We start from the raw sequence: 14,994 nt of genomic DNA, 5'->3' as shown, positions 1-14,994 counted from the left end.
GCTCGCTCGTATCGGCGCCGAAGATTAGGGCGTAGCGATAGTCGCCGTCCACCTGCGCCACGCGGTAAACGGTGTCAGAGATGAACCCTTTTTGATAGAGCAGGCCTATGTTTTTATCGCCCGCGAACTCCAGTACGTGCTGCTCGTTTTTGATTTTGCCCGAGCTCGTCTGGGCTGATTTTAGGAGGTTGATGGTGGAATTTTTATCGACGAAGCACTCGTACGCGGTGTTTTGCAGATCGTCGCCGCCGCCCTTCATACGGGCGATCTCATACCAGCCGCCGCTAAATTTAGCGATGTCGAAATTTTTTACCAGCGGCGCTTTTGGGCTCAGGCTTTTAGCGCATGAGGCCAAAAATAGCGCGCAAAACGCCAATATAATTAAGTTTTTAAATTTCATCGTTCATCCTTTTTAGAAGATAAAAAAATTCCCTATTCCCCTCTTTGCCCATGATTTTGCAGGCGCTAGCGTGCAGCGTGGCAAGCCCCAGCTCGGCGCATAGCCGCTCAAATTTCACCCGTGCGGCACACACCGCTTTTTCGTCCTTGAGCACGCCTTTTTTATTTCGCTTGATCTCCGCACCCACCTCAAATTGCGGCTTAAATAGCACGATGAGAGCGCTTTTTGCGAGGCTCGCTAGACTTTTTAAGATCAAATTTAGTGAGATGAAGCTCACGTCGCAGGTGATGAGATCAAATTTTTTCTCGCTCGCAAACTCCCTAATGTCGGTGTTTTCGCGCACGATCACGCGAGGATCGCGCCGCAAAATTTCGCTTAGCTGCGAGCTGCCGACGTCAAGCGCGGTCACGCTCTTTGCGCCGCGCTGAAGCAAAATCTGCACAAATCCGCCCGTGCTACTGCCCACGTCCAAAACATCGGCTCCCGCTAAATTTAAAATATCTTTTTGCGAGGGCTTTGTTTGTGCTAGCTTCGCGCTGCCTTCACTGCAGCGCGCGCCCACCTTGCCGCCCGATTTGGAGGCTTTCGCCGCATTTAAAATCTCTGCCGTTTCGGCGCCTGCGTCCGTTTGCAAATGCCCTGTCGTCTCGACTCCTGCGCTCGTCTGTAAAAATTCCACTGTTTGCTTGTCTGCATCGGTTTGCAAAAGTTTCGCCGTTTCAGCGCTAGTTTTTGCGGTACGGATCGCCTTAGTATTTGTTTCTGCGATCTTTGTCGCCGTTGCGCTTGGAATTTCGGTCGTCTCGTTCGCGCCAAAAATTTTATCCGTAGCCGCGAAATCTGCACTTGAAATTTGCGTCATTACTCCGCCTGCTCTTTGCGTCGCTGTCGCTTTGCTATCCGCGTCCTTTGCGGCGCTGCACGGCTTTGAAATTTCTGCCGCCGCGCTAGGCAAATTTGCGTCGCAGCTTGCTAAAAGCCCGTTTTCGGCGAGCTCGTCCAAAAAGCCCGCAAGCTTGAGCGCGCCCCTGCTTACGTAAATTTGATCAATCGCGCTGATTTCGCCGCTCTGCTCGGGCGCGATCTGCGCGGAGGGTCTGTTTTGCACGGCGCCTCGCAGTAAAATTTTATCCTGTTTTATCAGCGCGGCGGCCTGATTTCTGCTGATTTTAAGCGTGTTTGCTACGAGCAGATCAAATCTCATTTTGTTTTTTCTCCGCGCCGCGATGAAATTTTAAAGCTTGCGCAGTTTTTGCGCGAGCTTGAGTTTAAAATTTTATCGCGCATAGCAAAGTTGCGGGCAGCAGTACCGCAAGGCTCAAATTTTAAGTTGCGCGCCGTAAATTTAACCATACCGCGCATTGTAAATTTTAGCTCGCCGTGCGTTGTAAATTTGATCTCATCGCTAGCGAAAATTTTAAAATTTTTCCTATCGGCGCAGTGTTTGAGCGGCGCAAAATTTGAGATATTCTTGCTTGCAGCCGTATCTATCGGCATCGTGCGCGCCGTTTTAGCGCCGCGGCAGGCAGAGCTCGCCCGCCTCGCAGAAACCGCCTCTCGGTCCTCCCCTTTTACGTACGCCTTAGAGCCCAGCGATCTTACAGCGGCCGCTCGATTTGTCGCTTTTGCTCTTGCCGCTTGCTCGTACGCTACAAAATTTTTAAAATTCTCGCGCCTTGTAAAAGATATAAGCCCCGCAGGGCGGAGATTGCTTTTAAAATTTAATCCCGCGCCGTTTGAGTGCGGGTTTGGCGCCAAACAAAAAACCTTCACTCGCCGCTCCCTGCGAGTGCTTCAGGCTCGCTCTTACCAGGTGGATTTGCGCCGGGCGTTTGCAACGAGTTCGCAAGCGCTTCAAACTCGCTCTCGTCGATCACCCGCACGCCAAGCGAGCGGGCTTTTTGCAGCTTGGAGCCCGCTTCTGCGCCTGCGAGTACGAAGTCGGTCTTGGCAGATACCGAGCCCTGCACCTTCGCGCCCATTGCCAAAAGCCTGGCCTTAAACTCGTCGCGCGGGCGACTTAGAGTGCCCGTGATGACGACGCTACGGTCCGTGAAGGCGCTTTTGGCGGTCTGCGTCTCTGGGGGGCGCGGGTTGATGATTTCGCTTAGATTTAGAATTTTTTCGCGATTTATCTTGCAAAACTCCGCTAGGCTCCTTGCCATCGCCTCTCCAAAGCCCTCCAGCCGCAGAATTTCATCCTCGCTCGCATCCAGCCAATCCTGCCCGAATGCCGCAGCGATCTTGCGCGCGGCCACCTCGCCGATGTGTTCGATCCCCAAAGAAGCGATGAAGCGCTCAAGCGGCGCGTTTTTGCTCGCGTTTATCGCGCCCAAAAGGTTTGAAATTTTTTTATCCGCAAAGCCCTCAAGATCCGCCAAATCCTGCGCGCCGAGGGCGTAAATGTCGCCGATCTTTGAAATTTTGCCGCTTTCAAAAAGCTGCGTGATCGTCGCGTCGCTTAGTCCTTCGATATTCATGCATTTTTTGGAGCAGAAATAGATCAGCGAGCCTATCACGCGCGCCTTGCAATCGAGGTTTTGACACTTTATGAGCGCGCCTTCGTCAAGCAGCCTCTCGCCGCAGACAGGGCAGCGATCTGGGCGCGAAATTTCGCTCTGTGTGCCGTCTCTGCGCTGTTTGTAAACGCTCGTGATCTTCGGGATCACGTCGCCGCTGCGGATGATGCCTACGAAGTCGTTTTTCATCAGCCCAAGTCGCGCGATCTCGTCGAAATTATGAAGCGTCGCGTTTGAAACGTTCGCGCCGTCGATATTTACGCTATCTACGACGGCTACGGGGGTGACCGCGCCGGTGCGGCCGACCTGCAGATTGATCTCGCGCAGCCGCGTTACCTTTTCGACCGCGGGGAATTTATACGCGACCATAAAGCGCGGGAATTTCACCGTATAGCCCATCTGGGCGCACTTTGAAAGCTCGTTTACGCGGATTACCATGCCGTCAAGCATCAGGTCTTTGCTCGCGCGCATGCTATGCAGCGCCTCGTATGCGCTCCTGATCTCGCTCGCGCTCTTGCAGATGCGGCAAAACTCGTCGCGCAAAAAACCTAGGCTACGCACAAACTCCATTATCTGCGAGTGCAGCGCAAAGCTTAACGAATGCTCGCCCACTCCCCACGGGATAAATTTCAGCTTCCGCTTCGCTACGATCGCGCTATCCAGCTGGCGCAGGCTGCCTGCGGCGGCGTTGCGCGGGTTTGAAAATAGGCTCTCGCCGTTTGCGGCGCGCTCATCGTTTAGCGCGTCAAAATCGCTCTTTGCGATCAGCGTCTCGCCGCGGATCTCGATCCTTTGCGCGTAGGGGATCTGAAGCGGCACCGATTTGATCGCTCTTGCGTTTCGCGTCACGTCCTCGCCTATAAGTCCGTCGCCGCGCGTCGCCGCGCTTATCAGCACGCCGCCTTCGTAGGTCAAATTTAAGCTCGCGCCGTCAAATTTCGGCTCGACGTAAAACTGCGCGCCGCTCTTTTCGCCGCGAGCTAGCCACGCTAAAAGGTCTGCGTCGCCAAAAATATCCTCCATCGACCACATCTGCGCGCCGTGAGCGAGCTTGGAAAAGCCCTCGCTGATCGCGCCTCCGATGCGCCGCGTAGGCGAGTAGGGCAGCGCGAGCTCGGGGTTTTGCTGCTCGAATTTCTCCGCTTGCGAATAAAGTTCGTCGTACTCCTCGTCGCTCGCGATCGGCTTATCGTCGGTGTAATATGCCCGCGCCCACGCATTTAGCGTATCTACTGCGGATCTGTATTCATCGTAGTTCATCTTGCGCTCGCATCTTTAAATTTTAAAATTCCGCGCTCCACTAAAATTTTACGTCGCATTAGAATTTTACGCTCCGCGGCTAGTCTCTCCACTCCAAACATTGCGCCATATAACGAGTAAATTTTAAATTCCATTGCCGAACTCCTTTAGCGCGCGCTCGTAATCAGCCGGCGTGTCGATGCCGATGCTTGCAGTTTCGATACCTAGCATCGCGATCTTTTCGCCCGCGCTTATGGCGCGAAGCTGCTCGAGTTTTTCGGTATCTTCCAGCACCGAGGCGGGCAGGGCGCAAAAGCGCTTTAAATTTCGCACGCTGTATGCGTAGATGCCGATGTGTCCGAGGTAGCACTCGCATGCCGCGCGCGGGTAAGGGATGAGCGAGCGTGAAAAATAGATCGCAAAGCCCGCATTATCGAGCACGAGCTTGACTAAATTTGGATCTTCGGCCGCCTGCTGGCTTATGTATTTGTAGCAGCTCGCCATGAATGCGCCCTTTTGCGCGATCATGGCGCTGGCGAAATCTTTAAATTTAATCAAATTTTCGCTCTCGAAAAAGGGCTCGTCGGCTTGGATATTGATGATGATCTCATCCTCCGCAAGCGCTGCGTTCGCGACCGCTTCAGCGATGCGGTCGGTGCCGCTTTGATGCTCGCGCGCGGTAAGAACGGCGTCAAAGCCGTAATCTTGCGCGATCTTTAAAATTTGCGGCTCATCCACGGCGATTAGCACGTGATCCGCCTTGGCGGCATTTTGAGCCGTTTTGATAAACATCGGCACGCCGCCAAACTCACATAAAATTTTATTTTTAAAGCGCGTCGAAGCAAGGCGCGCGGGGATTACTATCATTTTTTGATCCACTCCATTATGGCGTTTTTGATCTCGCTTTGTTCCACGATGCTGGAGTGCACCTGCGGCGCGCTAAAAAGGCGTGAGATCTGCGGCGGAATGTCGCTGCGAAATTCCTTCGAAAGCGCGATCATATCGGCTCGCTCGTCTTTGCAAGCCCTGCCTTTGATCGCGCCGATCATCGACGGCGTAAATTTGATCCACTTCGCGGTCGAGATGACGAGATTTAGGCGGCTTTCGTCAAGTAGCTTAAAGCAGGTCGCCGTGTGCGGGTCGATCAGCACGCCGCGGCTGCTCTTTTGCTTGATAAACTTAGCACACTGCGCATCGTCGCAAAAATCCGCCTCAAAGACCTCCTGCAGCTTCGCAAGCTCGCTCGCGCTAAGTTTATAAAATTTATCTCGCGCCAGGCTTTGCATCAGCTCGCTCGTGCGCGCATCGCCGAACATATCGCTAAGCAGCCGCTCGACGTTGGAGCTAACTAAAATATCCATCGCAGGGCTAATCGTGCGGATGAGCTCGCGCCCGCGCAAATCGTAGATCCCGCGCGTAAAAAGCTCGGTTAGGATATTGTTCGCGTTTGAAGCGATCTTGATTTTACTGATCTTTGCGCCCATTTTTTTGGCGAAATACGCTCCCAGCGCGTTGCCGAAATTTCCGCTAGGAACTATGACGTCGAAGGTGTTAAATTTAGAACCCTGTTTTGCGCTCTGCGCGCTGTTTGCGCCCGCTGCGGCGTCAAAATTTTTACCGCACGCCGCACGCCGATCGCTTTCGTTTAAATTTCGTTCGGAGCTCAATACGCCGTGCTTTGAGAAATAGATGCTAGCATAGAGGTAGTAGATGATCTGAAATAAAATCCTGCCGAAATTTACCGAGTTTGCGGCGCTTAGATTTAAATTTGCTCGCGCGAGCTCGTTTTTGAAATCATCGTCAGCCAGTAGCGATTTTAGCGCGCGTTGCGTATCGTCGAAGTTGCCGCGCACGCCTAAAATTTTAAGATTTGCCGCGCTTTGCTTTACCATCTGCTGGCGCTGTATCTCGCTCGTGCCGCCCTGTGGGTAGAGGCAGACCGCTTTGATATTCTCGTCGTCCGCAAAAGCCTCCAGCGTCGCAGGCCCCGTGTCGCCGCTCGTGGCGCACATTATTAAAAATTTTTCATTTCTAGCTTTTGCGATGCTTTTTAAAAGCGCGCCGAAGGGCTGCAGCGCCATATCCTTAAACGCGAGCGTCGGGCCGTGATAAAGCTCCAAAATATAGGCGTTCTCGCTTAGTTTTTTGATCTGGACGGGGCAGGCGGGATTTTCAAATTTATCGTAGCGCCCAAGCGCGCTCTCAAAAACCTCGCTGCTTACGTCAAAATCGAAACTCTCGATGACTTTAAGCGCGATCTGTTTGTAGCTCAGATCCTCGCACTGCTTAAAAAAATCCTCGCTCAAAAGCGGCAGCCGCTCGGGGCTGAAAAGCCCGCCGCCGCTCGCGCTCGGATTTAGCAGCGCGTAGCTAAGATCCGCTTTTTGCGAAAAATCTCTCGTTGAAACCAGTTTCATCTTTTTCCTTTTTAAAATTTTAAAATTTACGCCCGCCCAGGCGCTTTAAATTTGATCGTTTGGACTTTTTGCACGGACTTGCGGCATTGCTGCTTTAAGCCTGCCGCCTCCGCGCTCGCGTCTAAATTTCTTCCTTTATCAAACTTCCTATGCCGCCGTCCGTGAAAAGCTCAAGCAGGATCGAGTGCGGAATTTTGCCGTTGATGATATGCGCGGCATTTGCGCCGTTTCGCACGCATTGCAGGCACGCATCGACCTTTGGGATCATACCGCCTGCGATCGTTCCGTCCTTTTTGAGTTTCGAAATGAGCACGGCATCGAGCTTGCTGATTAAATTTCCCTCTTTATCGAGCACTCCGTCAATGTCGCTTAAAAATATCGCCTTGCTCGCTTTTAGCGCGGCTGCGATCCTGCTGGCGCAGAGATCGGCGTTGATATTAAAGCTCACGTTTTCGTCCGTCTCGCCGCCTGCAAGCGGGGCGATCACCGGCAGATAGTCCTTTTGTAACAGGTCATTTATCAGCTTGGTGTTTACCTCGGTGATCTCGCCTACGAAGCCGTATTTTTTCTCATCGAGGAATTTTGCCCTTAAAAGCCCGCCGTCCTTGCCGCTAATGCCGATCGCTGGCGCGCCGTTTTGGTTCAAAAGCGCCGTGATCTCTTTATTTACCGCGCCGCTTAGCACCATCTCAGTAATTTCGATCGCGTCTTTATTCGTTACGCGAAGTCCATCGCAAAATTCGCTCTGCACGCCGATCTTGTCCAGGGTCTGATTGATCTTTTTGCCGCCGCCGTGCACGACGATGATTTTGATGCCGACCATATGCAAAAGCACGATATCGCGGGCAAAATCAAGCTTGAGCGCATCGTCGGTTTGCGCCGCGCCGCCGTATTTAACGACGAAAATTTTATCTCTAAATTTACGGATATAGGGCAGCGCAGAGATGATGACTTCGGCGGTTTTGCTCTTTTTTATCATAAAATTCCTTTTAAAACCTTATTTTATCATAGCTTGGTTTATGTAGTTTTGAATTTTGCGGATAAAGTTTTCGCTTAGCTTTAAATTTAGCAAAATCACCGAAATTTCCGCGCTCAAATCCCTTAATTTCACGTAATCTTTCGCCGTGCATAGGATATGCTCCGCGTCCTCGCGCCTTAGCAGCTCTAAAATCTGCTCTTTTTTGAAATCGTAATGATCGGGAAAGAAGGCGTGTGCTTTTACGAGCGGCAAAAAGCGCTCTAAGCGCCAAGGCTTGGCGATAGCGCTGATTAAGATCGTGCGGGATCTCTCAAAGCCCGCCTCTTTGGAGTTTGAAATTTTATCCTCGGTAGGGTTTAAATTTGAAATTTTATCTGCGGCGGTTTTTAAATTTAAATCCGAAATTTTATCCGCGGTGGAATTTGAAATTTCATCTGCGTCGGAATTTGAAATTTCATCCGTGCCGTTTAGCTTGCCTTGCAGATCCGTCGCCGAAACGATCCTAAGCTCCTGCGAAATGTCGCTCGGAAAGGGTATGAAGTCTGCAAATTTATAAAAAAACGGCGGGTAGCGATACGCGGCGAAGGGCAGGCAAAAGGGCAGCTTCGGCGCGCTTTGTGGGCGCAGCAAGATATCAAATTTAGAGATATTAAATTTAGAAAATCCGTCGTCCAAGATCACTAGCTCAAAGCCGAGAGTTTGCGCGCGCAAGATCCCTGCGGCGCGATCTTCGCTGACGATCACGTTTGCGCCGCGCAGAAACAGCGCGTACTCCATCGCCTCATCTCCGCTTTGCTCTACGTCGCAAAGTATCCGTCCGCTGAGCGCCACTTCGAGCAAGCCTCTGCTTTTGCGCCCGTATCCGCGAAGGATGATACATGTTTTGAGCTCCTCGCTAAATTCTTTAAAAAGCGCCCGCACTAGCGGGGTTTTGCCGCTTCCGCCGAGGGTTAAATTTCCGACGCTGATTATTGGAATTTTAAATTTTTGCGGCTTAGCAAAGAGCCTTTTTAGGCAGACGATCAGCGTATAAAGTAGCGATAACGGTGCTAAAATCACTCCGAGCGCAAGCCACGCGGGGCTCGGGTCGTATAGGTTTCGCTCAATTAGGAGTTTAAACACGATTTTGCGCTATCTCTTTGATCTGCTCGCAAATGTAGCTCACATCGTCGTCGCTAAGCGCCGTGTAGATCGGCAGGGATAAAATTTGCTGATAGTTTTTAAGCGCATTCGGGAAATCATTGACTTTATAGTTGTATTTGCTTTTGTAGTAGCTTAGCAGGTGCACCGGCACATAGTGCAGCGAAACGCTCACTCCGCGCGAGATCAGCGCTTTGGCAAAATCGTCGCGGTTTTTGTCGATCTTTACGATGAATTGAGTATAGATATGCTCCTCGCTGTCGCTTGGAAGCGTTACGTGCGGGCAGTTTGCAAGCTGCTCGCGGTAGGCTGCGGCGATCTGCTTGCGGCGCTTTATAAAAGCGTCGGTTTTTTCAAACTGAGCGATGGCGTAGGCGGAATTTATAGCGTTAAGATCGTATTTTTGACCGATGCGATCGACATCGTAAGTAAAGGACATATTGCCGTCTTTGTAAAAGGCGTCCCCTACGATGCCGCCGTTTCTTAAAATTTGCGCGGCGCTTGCGATCTCATCGTCGTTCGTGACGAAAAAGCCCGCCGTAGAGATCGCGTCTTGCGCTTGAGGATTGATCTGAAAGCACGATATGAGCGAGCTTTTAAGCGCTCCGATTTTTGCGCCTTTATAGGTAGCGCCCATAGCGCGGCACGCATCGTCTATAAGGATGATATTTTCGCTTTTGGCGACCTCGCTGATGGCGTCTATATCCGCAGCAAGCCCCGCGATGTGCGAGATGAAAGCGCATTTTAGCTTCTTGTGGCGGTTCTGATCTATCGTGCGAGCAAGGCTTTCGCTCGTGATGTTAAAGCTTATCGGATCGATATCTACGAAAACGGGTTCGGCGTCGAAGTGGCGGATCACTTCGGCGACATTGGGGAAGGAATTTACGGAGCATAAAATTTTATCTCCGCGCTTAATATCCATCGCGCAAAGCGCCAGATGCAGCGCCGTCGTGCCGCTCGTGGTAGATACGGCGTGCTTTACGCCGAAATATTTACAAATATCCTCTTCAAAAATTTCGCTATATCTTATATCGCTGTTGTAGAGGGCGCTTTTAATTAAGTCTTCCTCTTTTTTATCGATTTGAGCCTTATAAAACGGTATCTCTTTCATAAATCTCTCCTTAGTGTGCGGGCTCTATGCGGGCGACCGCGGGCGCGCGAAGCTTAAAATTATTTTTAAGAATTCTACGGACGATAAATTTCACCAGCTCTTGATTGTGGTGCGAGTTTTGCAGATATTTTAGATCGTTTGCGGTTATTTGCTCGCCTGAGCGAAATTTCGTCCGCAGCGTTTCGTGCGAAAAAATATCTCTTAGCACGCTATCTAAAATCTCGTAGCTGTATCCAAGCTCACGTTCGTCGCTTTGATTTTCCCATAGATCGGCGCTTGGGGTTTTTTTGATGATCGCATCGTCTATGCATAAAATTTTTGCAAATTTAAACAGATCGGTTTTAAAAATTTCTCCGATCGGATTAAACGCGCAGGCCAGATCGCCGTAGATCGTGCCGTAGCCTAGCATCCTCTCACTAAGATTGCTCGTGCCTACGACTACGCCGCGTTTAGCCGCGCTATAATCATAAAGCAAGCTCATTCTTACGCGCGCGGCGAAATTTCCGATGCGAAGAGCGCTTGCACCGGGATTTAAAGCGGTAAAATTTTCTACAAATGGCGCGATCTCTTGGATTTCGTAGGGGATATTAAAGGATTCGCAGTGAAAGATGCCGTCTGCCATATTTTCTAAATTTGAACCAGCGCTAGGTAGGATAAGCCCGTAAGTGGGGATCTCGGTAAGCGCACAAAGCGCAGAAACCACGGCGCTGTCAAGCCCACCGCTGATACCCACTACAAAGGCGTCCGCGCCCGTTTCATCGAGTCTCTCCGATAAAAAATCGGTCAGTTGCGGCAGCAAATCGTCCAAAAACATAATATTTAGCCTTAAAATTTTACGTTAAATTGTGCGAATTTTAACTATTTTTGGCTAAATTACGGCTTTAATTTAAGCTTAAAAGGAGGATTTAAATGCAAATTTTAAAAAAAGCTTTCGGCGAATACGTGACGAACTGCTACATTCTAAAGGGCGAGCAGGGCGATTTGGTGATCGATCCGGGCGAGGGCAGCTTTGATTGGGTGATGCAAAATACGGGAAAGATCGCCGCGGTTTTGAATACGCACGGGCATTTCGATCATGTTTACGACGACGCCAAGCTGCAAAGGGCGGGCGCTAAAATTTATATCCACGAGGAAGATGCTTTTATGCTGCGGGCGGATCCTTTTGAGACGATGCCCGAGCCCATAGAAGCTGACGTACTAGTAAAAGGGCAGGAGCAAAGCCTTGAAATAGCGGGCTTTAACGTTAAATTTAGCCTTTTTGCAGGACATACGCCGGGCAGCTGTATGATTGAAGTGGACGGCGTGATCTTTAGCGGCGACGTCATATTCAAAGGCTCTATCGGCAGGTGGGATTTTCCCTTTTCAAGCGGCGAGCAGATGAGAGAGTCTTTGCATAAAATTTTGCAGATAAAGGGCGATTTTACGCTCTATCCGGGACACGGAGCAAATACTAGCCTAGCGGCCGAGAGGCAAAATTTAAAATATTTTTTGCAATTTTTTGAGCGCTGATCGTTTAAATTTAACTGCGTTTCGCCGCACAATAAGCGGTAAAGCGGTGTAAAGCGGTGTAAAGCGGTGTAAAGCGGTGTGAAGCGGTGTGAAGCGGTGTGAAGCTGCTCGGCGCCGGAAAATTTATACCGCTTTGCTTGCAGGCACCGGAATTGATGCTGCTTTACTTGCATTGCAGGCATTAAAATTTGCAACTTTATTTGTCGCCGCGAGCGTTGAATTCTGCGCTACGTTCGCACGATGCGCGCATTGGCGTGCTCTGCGTAGATAAAATTTTAAAATCTACCGCCGCTTGATTAAATTTAGAAAAATTCCGTGCCGTGTGCGCATGCAAGACGCAAAGCGTAACGCAAAAGGCGAAATTTAAAATTTGCGCCGCTGCGCTGATCCTGGCCGCTACAATGCGATCTAATCCAATTTGGGGCTCGCTAAATTTATCTAAATTTCACATCCCGCCGAATGTAAAATTTTCCCCCGCGAGCCGATAAATTCGATAAAATTTTACACGTTCTTAAAGGCACAGATATCATTCCATATCGATGCACGGGTGGTGCACGAAAGATGTTTTAAAGGCGCAGATCACGCTCGAAGCCGCACGTAGATACGCCGCGGGGCGGGGTAGCCCTCGATCGTGCGCTAGCTGTCGTGCGGATCTAGGAAATTCTCCAAGCTCTGCCCGTCGATCCACTCCGTTTTGCGCTGTTCGTTCGGATCCGTGGGCTTTTGAGCCAAAATTTCAAAATCTTTAAATTTCGCCCTCTCACACCAATTCTGCAGCGCGCCGACGGTCGGGACGAAGTAGATATTTGAAATTTTTGAGTAGCTGTTTTTCGGACACAGCGCGAAATCGCCTTCTCCTTCGATATACATCGTGTCTAAAAACACCTCGCCGCCCGCATTTAGCGAGGCGCGCAGATCTTTTAGCATCTTTACGGGATCGCTGCGATGGTAGATGACGCCGAGGCAGAAGATCGTATCGAATTTGTGCTCGTAAAAAGGCAGATGTTCCACGCCTAAAAGCTCGAATTTCGCGCTGCTGCGGAGGAATTTTTCGATGAAGCGAAACTGCAGATAAAATAGCGCGCTCGGATCAAACCCCACTAGCTGCGCAGGTGCTAGCTCGCTTGCGCGAAACATATAGTAGCCGTTGTTGCAGCCCACGTCGGCGACGGTTTTGCCGCGCAGATCTAAAAACGGCCGCAGCAGGTTAAATTTCACGAAGCTTCGCCACTCGGCGTCGATAAAAAGATCATTCAGCGCGAAAGGCCCCTTGCGCCACGGCTTTAGCGCTCGCGCGATACGCAAAATTTCATTCTCTTGCTCCGCGCTAGCGCTAAAGCTTGCACGCACGACGTCGCCGCACTCGCAGCCGCACTCGCCTATTTGCAGCGCCTCGATCGCGCTTAAAATTTCGCGGTTTTGCCCGCTTTGTAGCTTTTTAAAGTTCTCGTCTCTGATTTTTTGCATATCCATTTTAGTCCTAAAATTTCAAAATTTAGCGCCATTTTAACATAAAATTTTATCCATTTTAAGGCGCAAAGAGATAAAATCGACTTGCAATTCAAGCAAAGGAGCAAAAAATGCAAGAAGCAAAAACGAGAAAATTTAGTCTCAGGTTTAATCACGAAATTTCAAGTAGTGGCGCAGAGGTGCGGCTTTGGCTGCCGTTAGTGCTGCAAGAGCCCTATCAGAGGTTGCTTGGCGAATATCATGCCCGCTCAAATGCGCAAGAGTCGGCTATCTGCGGAGATCATATAAGCACGTACTACGCGCGCTTCGCACCCGATAAAGAGGCAAGAGCGGGCGTCGGCAAATACGGCGAGCAAGGTGTCGTAGGCGAAGAGGATGATTATTTTGAGCTTAGCTTCGATATTGAAATTTCGGAGCGAAACACCGATTTTAGCAAGGTAAGCTTTAATGAAAATGAGCGCTTGAGCCCCGAAATCGAGGAGTTTTTAAAGCCATCAAAGCTAATTCCGGCAAGCGGCGCTGCGAAACAAAAATCAGACGAGATCACCGGCTCGCTTAAAGGCGATCTAGAAAAGGCGCGCGCGATTTATGAGTGGGTCGCTAAAAATATGAGCCGCGATAATAGCGTGATCGCATGCGGCAGCGGCGATGCAGCAGCGATTTTAAGCAGCGGTAAGCTAAGCGGCAAATGCGCCGATATTAATAGCGTGTTCGTCGCGCTCTGCAGGGCAGCTGGCATTCCTGCGCGCGCTATTTACGGCATCCGCACGGGCGCGGCGCAGAAATTTTCGCCTGAAATGGGCGTCATGGGCGTTCTAAACGGCGGTGCGCTTGAAATTTCGGGCGCGCAGCACTGCAGAGCGGAATTTTATCTAAAAGGCTATGGCTGGATCCCTGTCGATCCTGCGGACGTTACGAAGGTGCGACTCGGCGAAGGCTTAAGCGAGGATGATTCCAAGCTGGCGCGGGTGCGCGAATATCTTTTCGGTAACTGGGAGCCGTGCTGGCTGGGCTTTAACTACGCTCGCGAAATCGTGCTAAATCCGCGTCCGGCGCACGTTCCGATCGAAATTTTTTCGCATCCATATTGCGAAGTGGGCGGCACGCCGAAAGATCCGTACTCTCCTAAAAATTTTATCTACGAGTATTTTTCGCGCGAAATTTAGCCTTCTGACGGCTTGCATTTTACCGCCGCGATTTGCTTAAGCTAAGCCGCCGCGCTTCGTCGAGGCTCAACCGTTTCATCGAAGCGTACGCTTGGCTTTTGCGACAGCGGCGCTTTTTGCGTGGTTTAGCCTACGCCGCCGATACATACTGCCTGCGCGCCTAGGTTGCGGGCTATCATGCCCGCTTTGGCGAAATTTCGCGCTATGTCTTGAAGCGAAATTTTAAAATTTTAAAGCTGGTGAAATTTTAAATTTAGCGATTTCAAAGCCGCAAAAGGTTAAAATCCACGCGTAATTAGGGCTAAGGCTTAGCCATTTTATTTTGAAGGCATTTCATGCAAAGACGCGATTTTTTAAGAAACACTGCGATTTTAGGCGCCGTTATGGCAACTCCGAGTACCATTTTGGGCGGAGAAAAAGTCATTGGCAAAAAGAGAGCTTTCGGGCTATCGCTAAATCACGAAATTTTGGAGGAGGGCAAGCAGACGCGGCTTTGGATACCGCTTCCTCTTATCACGGAGTATCAAAAGGTAAGCGACATAAAATTTGACGGCAATTTCAACGATCCGTCCGTGGACTATGGCGAAATTCCGACGCTCTATGCCGGCTACGTTGGTGTGGCAAAGCCCACGCTAAACATTAAATTTAGCGTCGAGACCTTTGAGCGAAATACCGACTTTAGCAAGGTAAAATTTAATCCGAACGAAAAGCTTAGCCCCGAGGTAGCGAAGTTTTTAGAGCCTAGTGCGCAGATTCAAATCGACGGCGTCGTCAAGCAAAAATCAGACGAGATCGCAGGCGGCATAAAGGGCGATTTGGAAAAGGCGCGCGCGATTTATACGTGGGTGGCGAACACTATGCAGCGCGATAACAGTGTGCTAGGCTGCGGGCTAGGGGACGTGAAGCAAATTTTAAGCAGCGGCAAGCTAAGCGGCAAATGCACCGACATAAATAGCGTTTTCGTTGCACTTTGCCGCGCGCAGGGTATCGCTGCAAGAGAGATGTTTGGCATCCGCGTCGGCGCATCGAGATTTAGCGCTCAAA

Annotated in this window: 15 protein-coding genes; 3 read left to right on the top strand and 12 right to left on the bottom strand. The window is 50.5% G+C overall.

What is annotated here, in order from left to right:
* The 11 genes from Q0413_RS08975 to nadE all read right to left on the bottom strand — a co-directional run.
* A partial coding sequence (locus Q0413_RS08975; RefSeq protein WP_298989527.1) for a lipocalin family protein occupies nucleotides 1-400 on the bottom strand: 400 nt, incomplete at its 3' end.
* Nucleotides 390-1,604, bottom strand: coding sequence for an SAM-dependent methyltransferase (locus Q0413_RS08970; protein ID WP_298989525.1), 1,215 nt, complete (start codon nucleotides 1,602-1,604; stop codon nucleotides 390-392). The genes Q0413_RS08975 and Q0413_RS08970, both read right to left, overlap by 11 nt.
* Nucleotides 1,601-2,173 carry a hypothetical protein gene (locus Q0413_RS08965; protein WP_298989523.1) on the bottom strand — a complete coding sequence of 191 codons (573 nt, stop codon included), beginning with the start codon at nucleotides 2,171-2,173 and terminating at the stop codon, nucleotides 1,601-1,603. Before Q0413_RS08965 ends, Q0413_RS08970 begins: the two co-directional genes overlap by 4 nt.
* Nucleotides 2,170-4,179 carry an NAD-dependent DNA ligase LigA gene (gene ligA, locus Q0413_RS08960; protein ID WP_298989521.1) on the bottom strand — a complete coding sequence of 670 codons (2,010 nt, stop codon included), beginning with the start codon at nucleotides 4,177-4,179 and terminating at the stop codon, nucleotides 2,170-2,172. Before ligA ends, Q0413_RS08965 begins: the two co-directional genes overlap by 4 nt.
* Entirely contained in the window at nucleotides 4,176-4,313 is a 138-nt protein-coding gene (locus tag Q0413_RS08955) for a hypothetical protein (RefSeq protein ID WP_297996224.1), read from the bottom strand. The genes ligA and Q0413_RS08955 overlap by 4 nt, the downstream gene beginning before the upstream one ends.
* Entirely contained in the window at nucleotides 4,303-5,025 is a 723-nt protein-coding gene (kdsB, locus tag Q0413_RS08950; RefSeq protein ID WP_298989519.1) for a 3-deoxy-manno-octulosonate cytidylyltransferase, read from the bottom strand. Before kdsB ends, Q0413_RS08955 begins: the two co-directional genes overlap by 11 nt.
* Nucleotides 5,022-6,575 carry a threonine synthase gene (gene thrC, locus Q0413_RS08945; RefSeq protein ID WP_298989517.1) on the bottom strand — a complete coding sequence of 518 codons (1,554 nt, stop codon included), beginning with the start codon at nucleotides 6,573-6,575 and terminating at the stop codon, nucleotides 5,022-5,024. Before thrC ends, kdsB begins: the two co-directional genes overlap by 4 nt.
* Nucleotides 6,576-6,696: 121 nt before the next feature.
* Nucleotides 6,697-7,554 carry an acetylglutamate kinase gene (argB, locus tag Q0413_RS08940; RefSeq protein WP_298989514.1) on the bottom strand — a complete coding sequence of 286 codons (858 nt, stop codon included), beginning with the start codon at nucleotides 7,552-7,554 and terminating at the stop codon, nucleotides 6,697-6,699.
* An 18-nt stretch (nucleotides 7,555-7,572) separates the two neighbouring features.
* Entirely contained in the window at nucleotides 7,573-8,676 is a 1,104-nt protein-coding gene (locus tag Q0413_RS08935; protein WP_298989511.1) for a tetraacyldisaccharide 4'-kinase, read from the bottom strand.
* Entirely contained in the window at nucleotides 8,669-9,805 is a 1,137-nt protein-coding gene (locus Q0413_RS08930) for a DegT/DnrJ/EryC1/StrS aminotransferase family protein (protein ID WP_177387787.1), read from the bottom strand. The genes Q0413_RS08935 and Q0413_RS08930 overlap by 8 nt, the downstream gene beginning before the upstream one ends.
* 10 nt (nucleotides 9,806-9,815) lie before the next feature.
* Nucleotides 9,816-10,619, bottom strand: a complete 804-nt coding sequence (gene nadE / locus Q0413_RS08925) for an NAD(+) synthase (protein WP_298989508.1) — start codon at nucleotides 10,617-10,619, stop codon at nucleotides 9,816-9,818.
* A 95-nt stretch (nucleotides 10,620-10,714) separates the two neighbouring features.
* Between nadE and Q0413_RS08920 the strand changes: the two genes are divergently transcribed.
* Entirely contained in the window at nucleotides 10,715-11,314 is a 600-nt protein-coding gene (locus Q0413_RS08920) for an MBL fold metallo-hydrolase (protein ID WP_298989505.1), read from the top strand.
* A 636-nt stretch (nucleotides 11,315-11,950) separates the two neighbouring features.
* On the opposite strand, the gene cmoB is transcribed toward Q0413_RS08920, so the two are convergent.
* Entirely contained in the window at nucleotides 11,951-12,787 is an 837-nt protein-coding gene (gene cmoB, locus Q0413_RS08915) for a tRNA 5-methoxyuridine(34)/uridine 5-oxyacetic acid(34) synthase CmoB (protein ID WP_298989502.1), read from the bottom strand.
* A 107-nt stretch (nucleotides 12,788-12,894) separates the two neighbouring features.
* Here cmoB and Q0413_RS08910 point away from each other — a divergent pair, with 107 nt between their 5' ends.
* The gene (locus Q0413_RS08910) at nucleotides 12,895-13,950 is read left to right on the top strand and encodes a transglutaminase-like domain-containing protein (RefSeq protein ID WP_298989499.1); all 1,056 of its coding nucleotides are present in this window, start codon (nucleotides 12,895-12,897) and stop codon (nucleotides 13,948-13,950) included.
* A gap of 335 nt (nucleotides 13,951-14,285) precedes the next feature.
* On the top strand, nucleotides 14,286-14,994 hold a 709-nt coding region (locus Q0413_RS08905), incomplete at its 3' end, for a transglutaminase-like domain-containing protein (protein ID WP_298989496.1).

This window comes from uncultured Campylobacter sp. (assembly GCF_938045465.1).
Taxonomy (GTDB): Bacteria; Campylobacterota; Campylobacteria; order Campylobacterales; family Campylobacteraceae; genus Campylobacter_B.
This window is presented reverse-complemented; position numbering and strand designations above follow the sequence as displayed.

Coding starts and splice junctions, on each gene's coding strand:
- Q0413_RS08970 (WP_298989525.1), bottom strand. CDS start 1,604: ATGAGATTTGATCTGCTCGTAGCAAACACGCTTAAAATCAGCAGAAAT.
- ligA (WP_298989521.1), bottom strand. CDS start 4,179: ATGAACTACGATGAATACAGATCCGCAGTAGATACGCTAAATGCGTGG.
- Q0413_RS08955 (WP_297996224.1), bottom strand. CDS start 4,313: ATGGAATTTAAAATTTACTCGTTATATGGCGCAATGTTTGGAGTGGAG.
- kdsB (WP_298989519.1), bottom strand. CDS start 5,025: ATGATAGTAATCCCCGCGCGCCTTGCTTCGACGCGCTTTAAAAATAAA.
- thrC (WP_298989517.1), bottom strand. CDS start 6,575: ATGAAACTGGTTTCAACGAGAGATTTTTCGCAAAAAGCGGATCTTAGC.
- argB (WP_298989514.1), bottom strand. CDS start 7,554: ATGATAAAAAAGAGCAAAACCGCCGAAGTCATCATCTCTGCGCTGCCC.
- Q0413_RS08930 (WP_177387787.1), bottom strand. CDS start 9,805: ATGAAAGAGATACCGTTTTATAAGGCTCAAATCGATAAAAAAGAGGAA.
- nadE (WP_298989508.1), bottom strand. CDS start 10,619: ATGTTTTTGGACGATTTGCTGCCGCAACTGACCGATTTTTTATCGGAG.
- Q0413_RS08920 (WP_298989505.1), top strand. CDS start 10,715: ATGCAAATTTTAAAAAAAGCTTTCGGCGAATACGTGACGAACTGCTAC.
- cmoB (WP_298989502.1), bottom strand. CDS start 12,787: ATGGATATGCAAAAAATCAGAGACGAGAACTTTAAAAAGCTACAAAGC.
- Q0413_RS08910 (WP_298989499.1), top strand. CDS start 12,895: ATGCAAGAAGCAAAAACGAGAAAATTTAGTCTCAGGTTTAATCACGAA.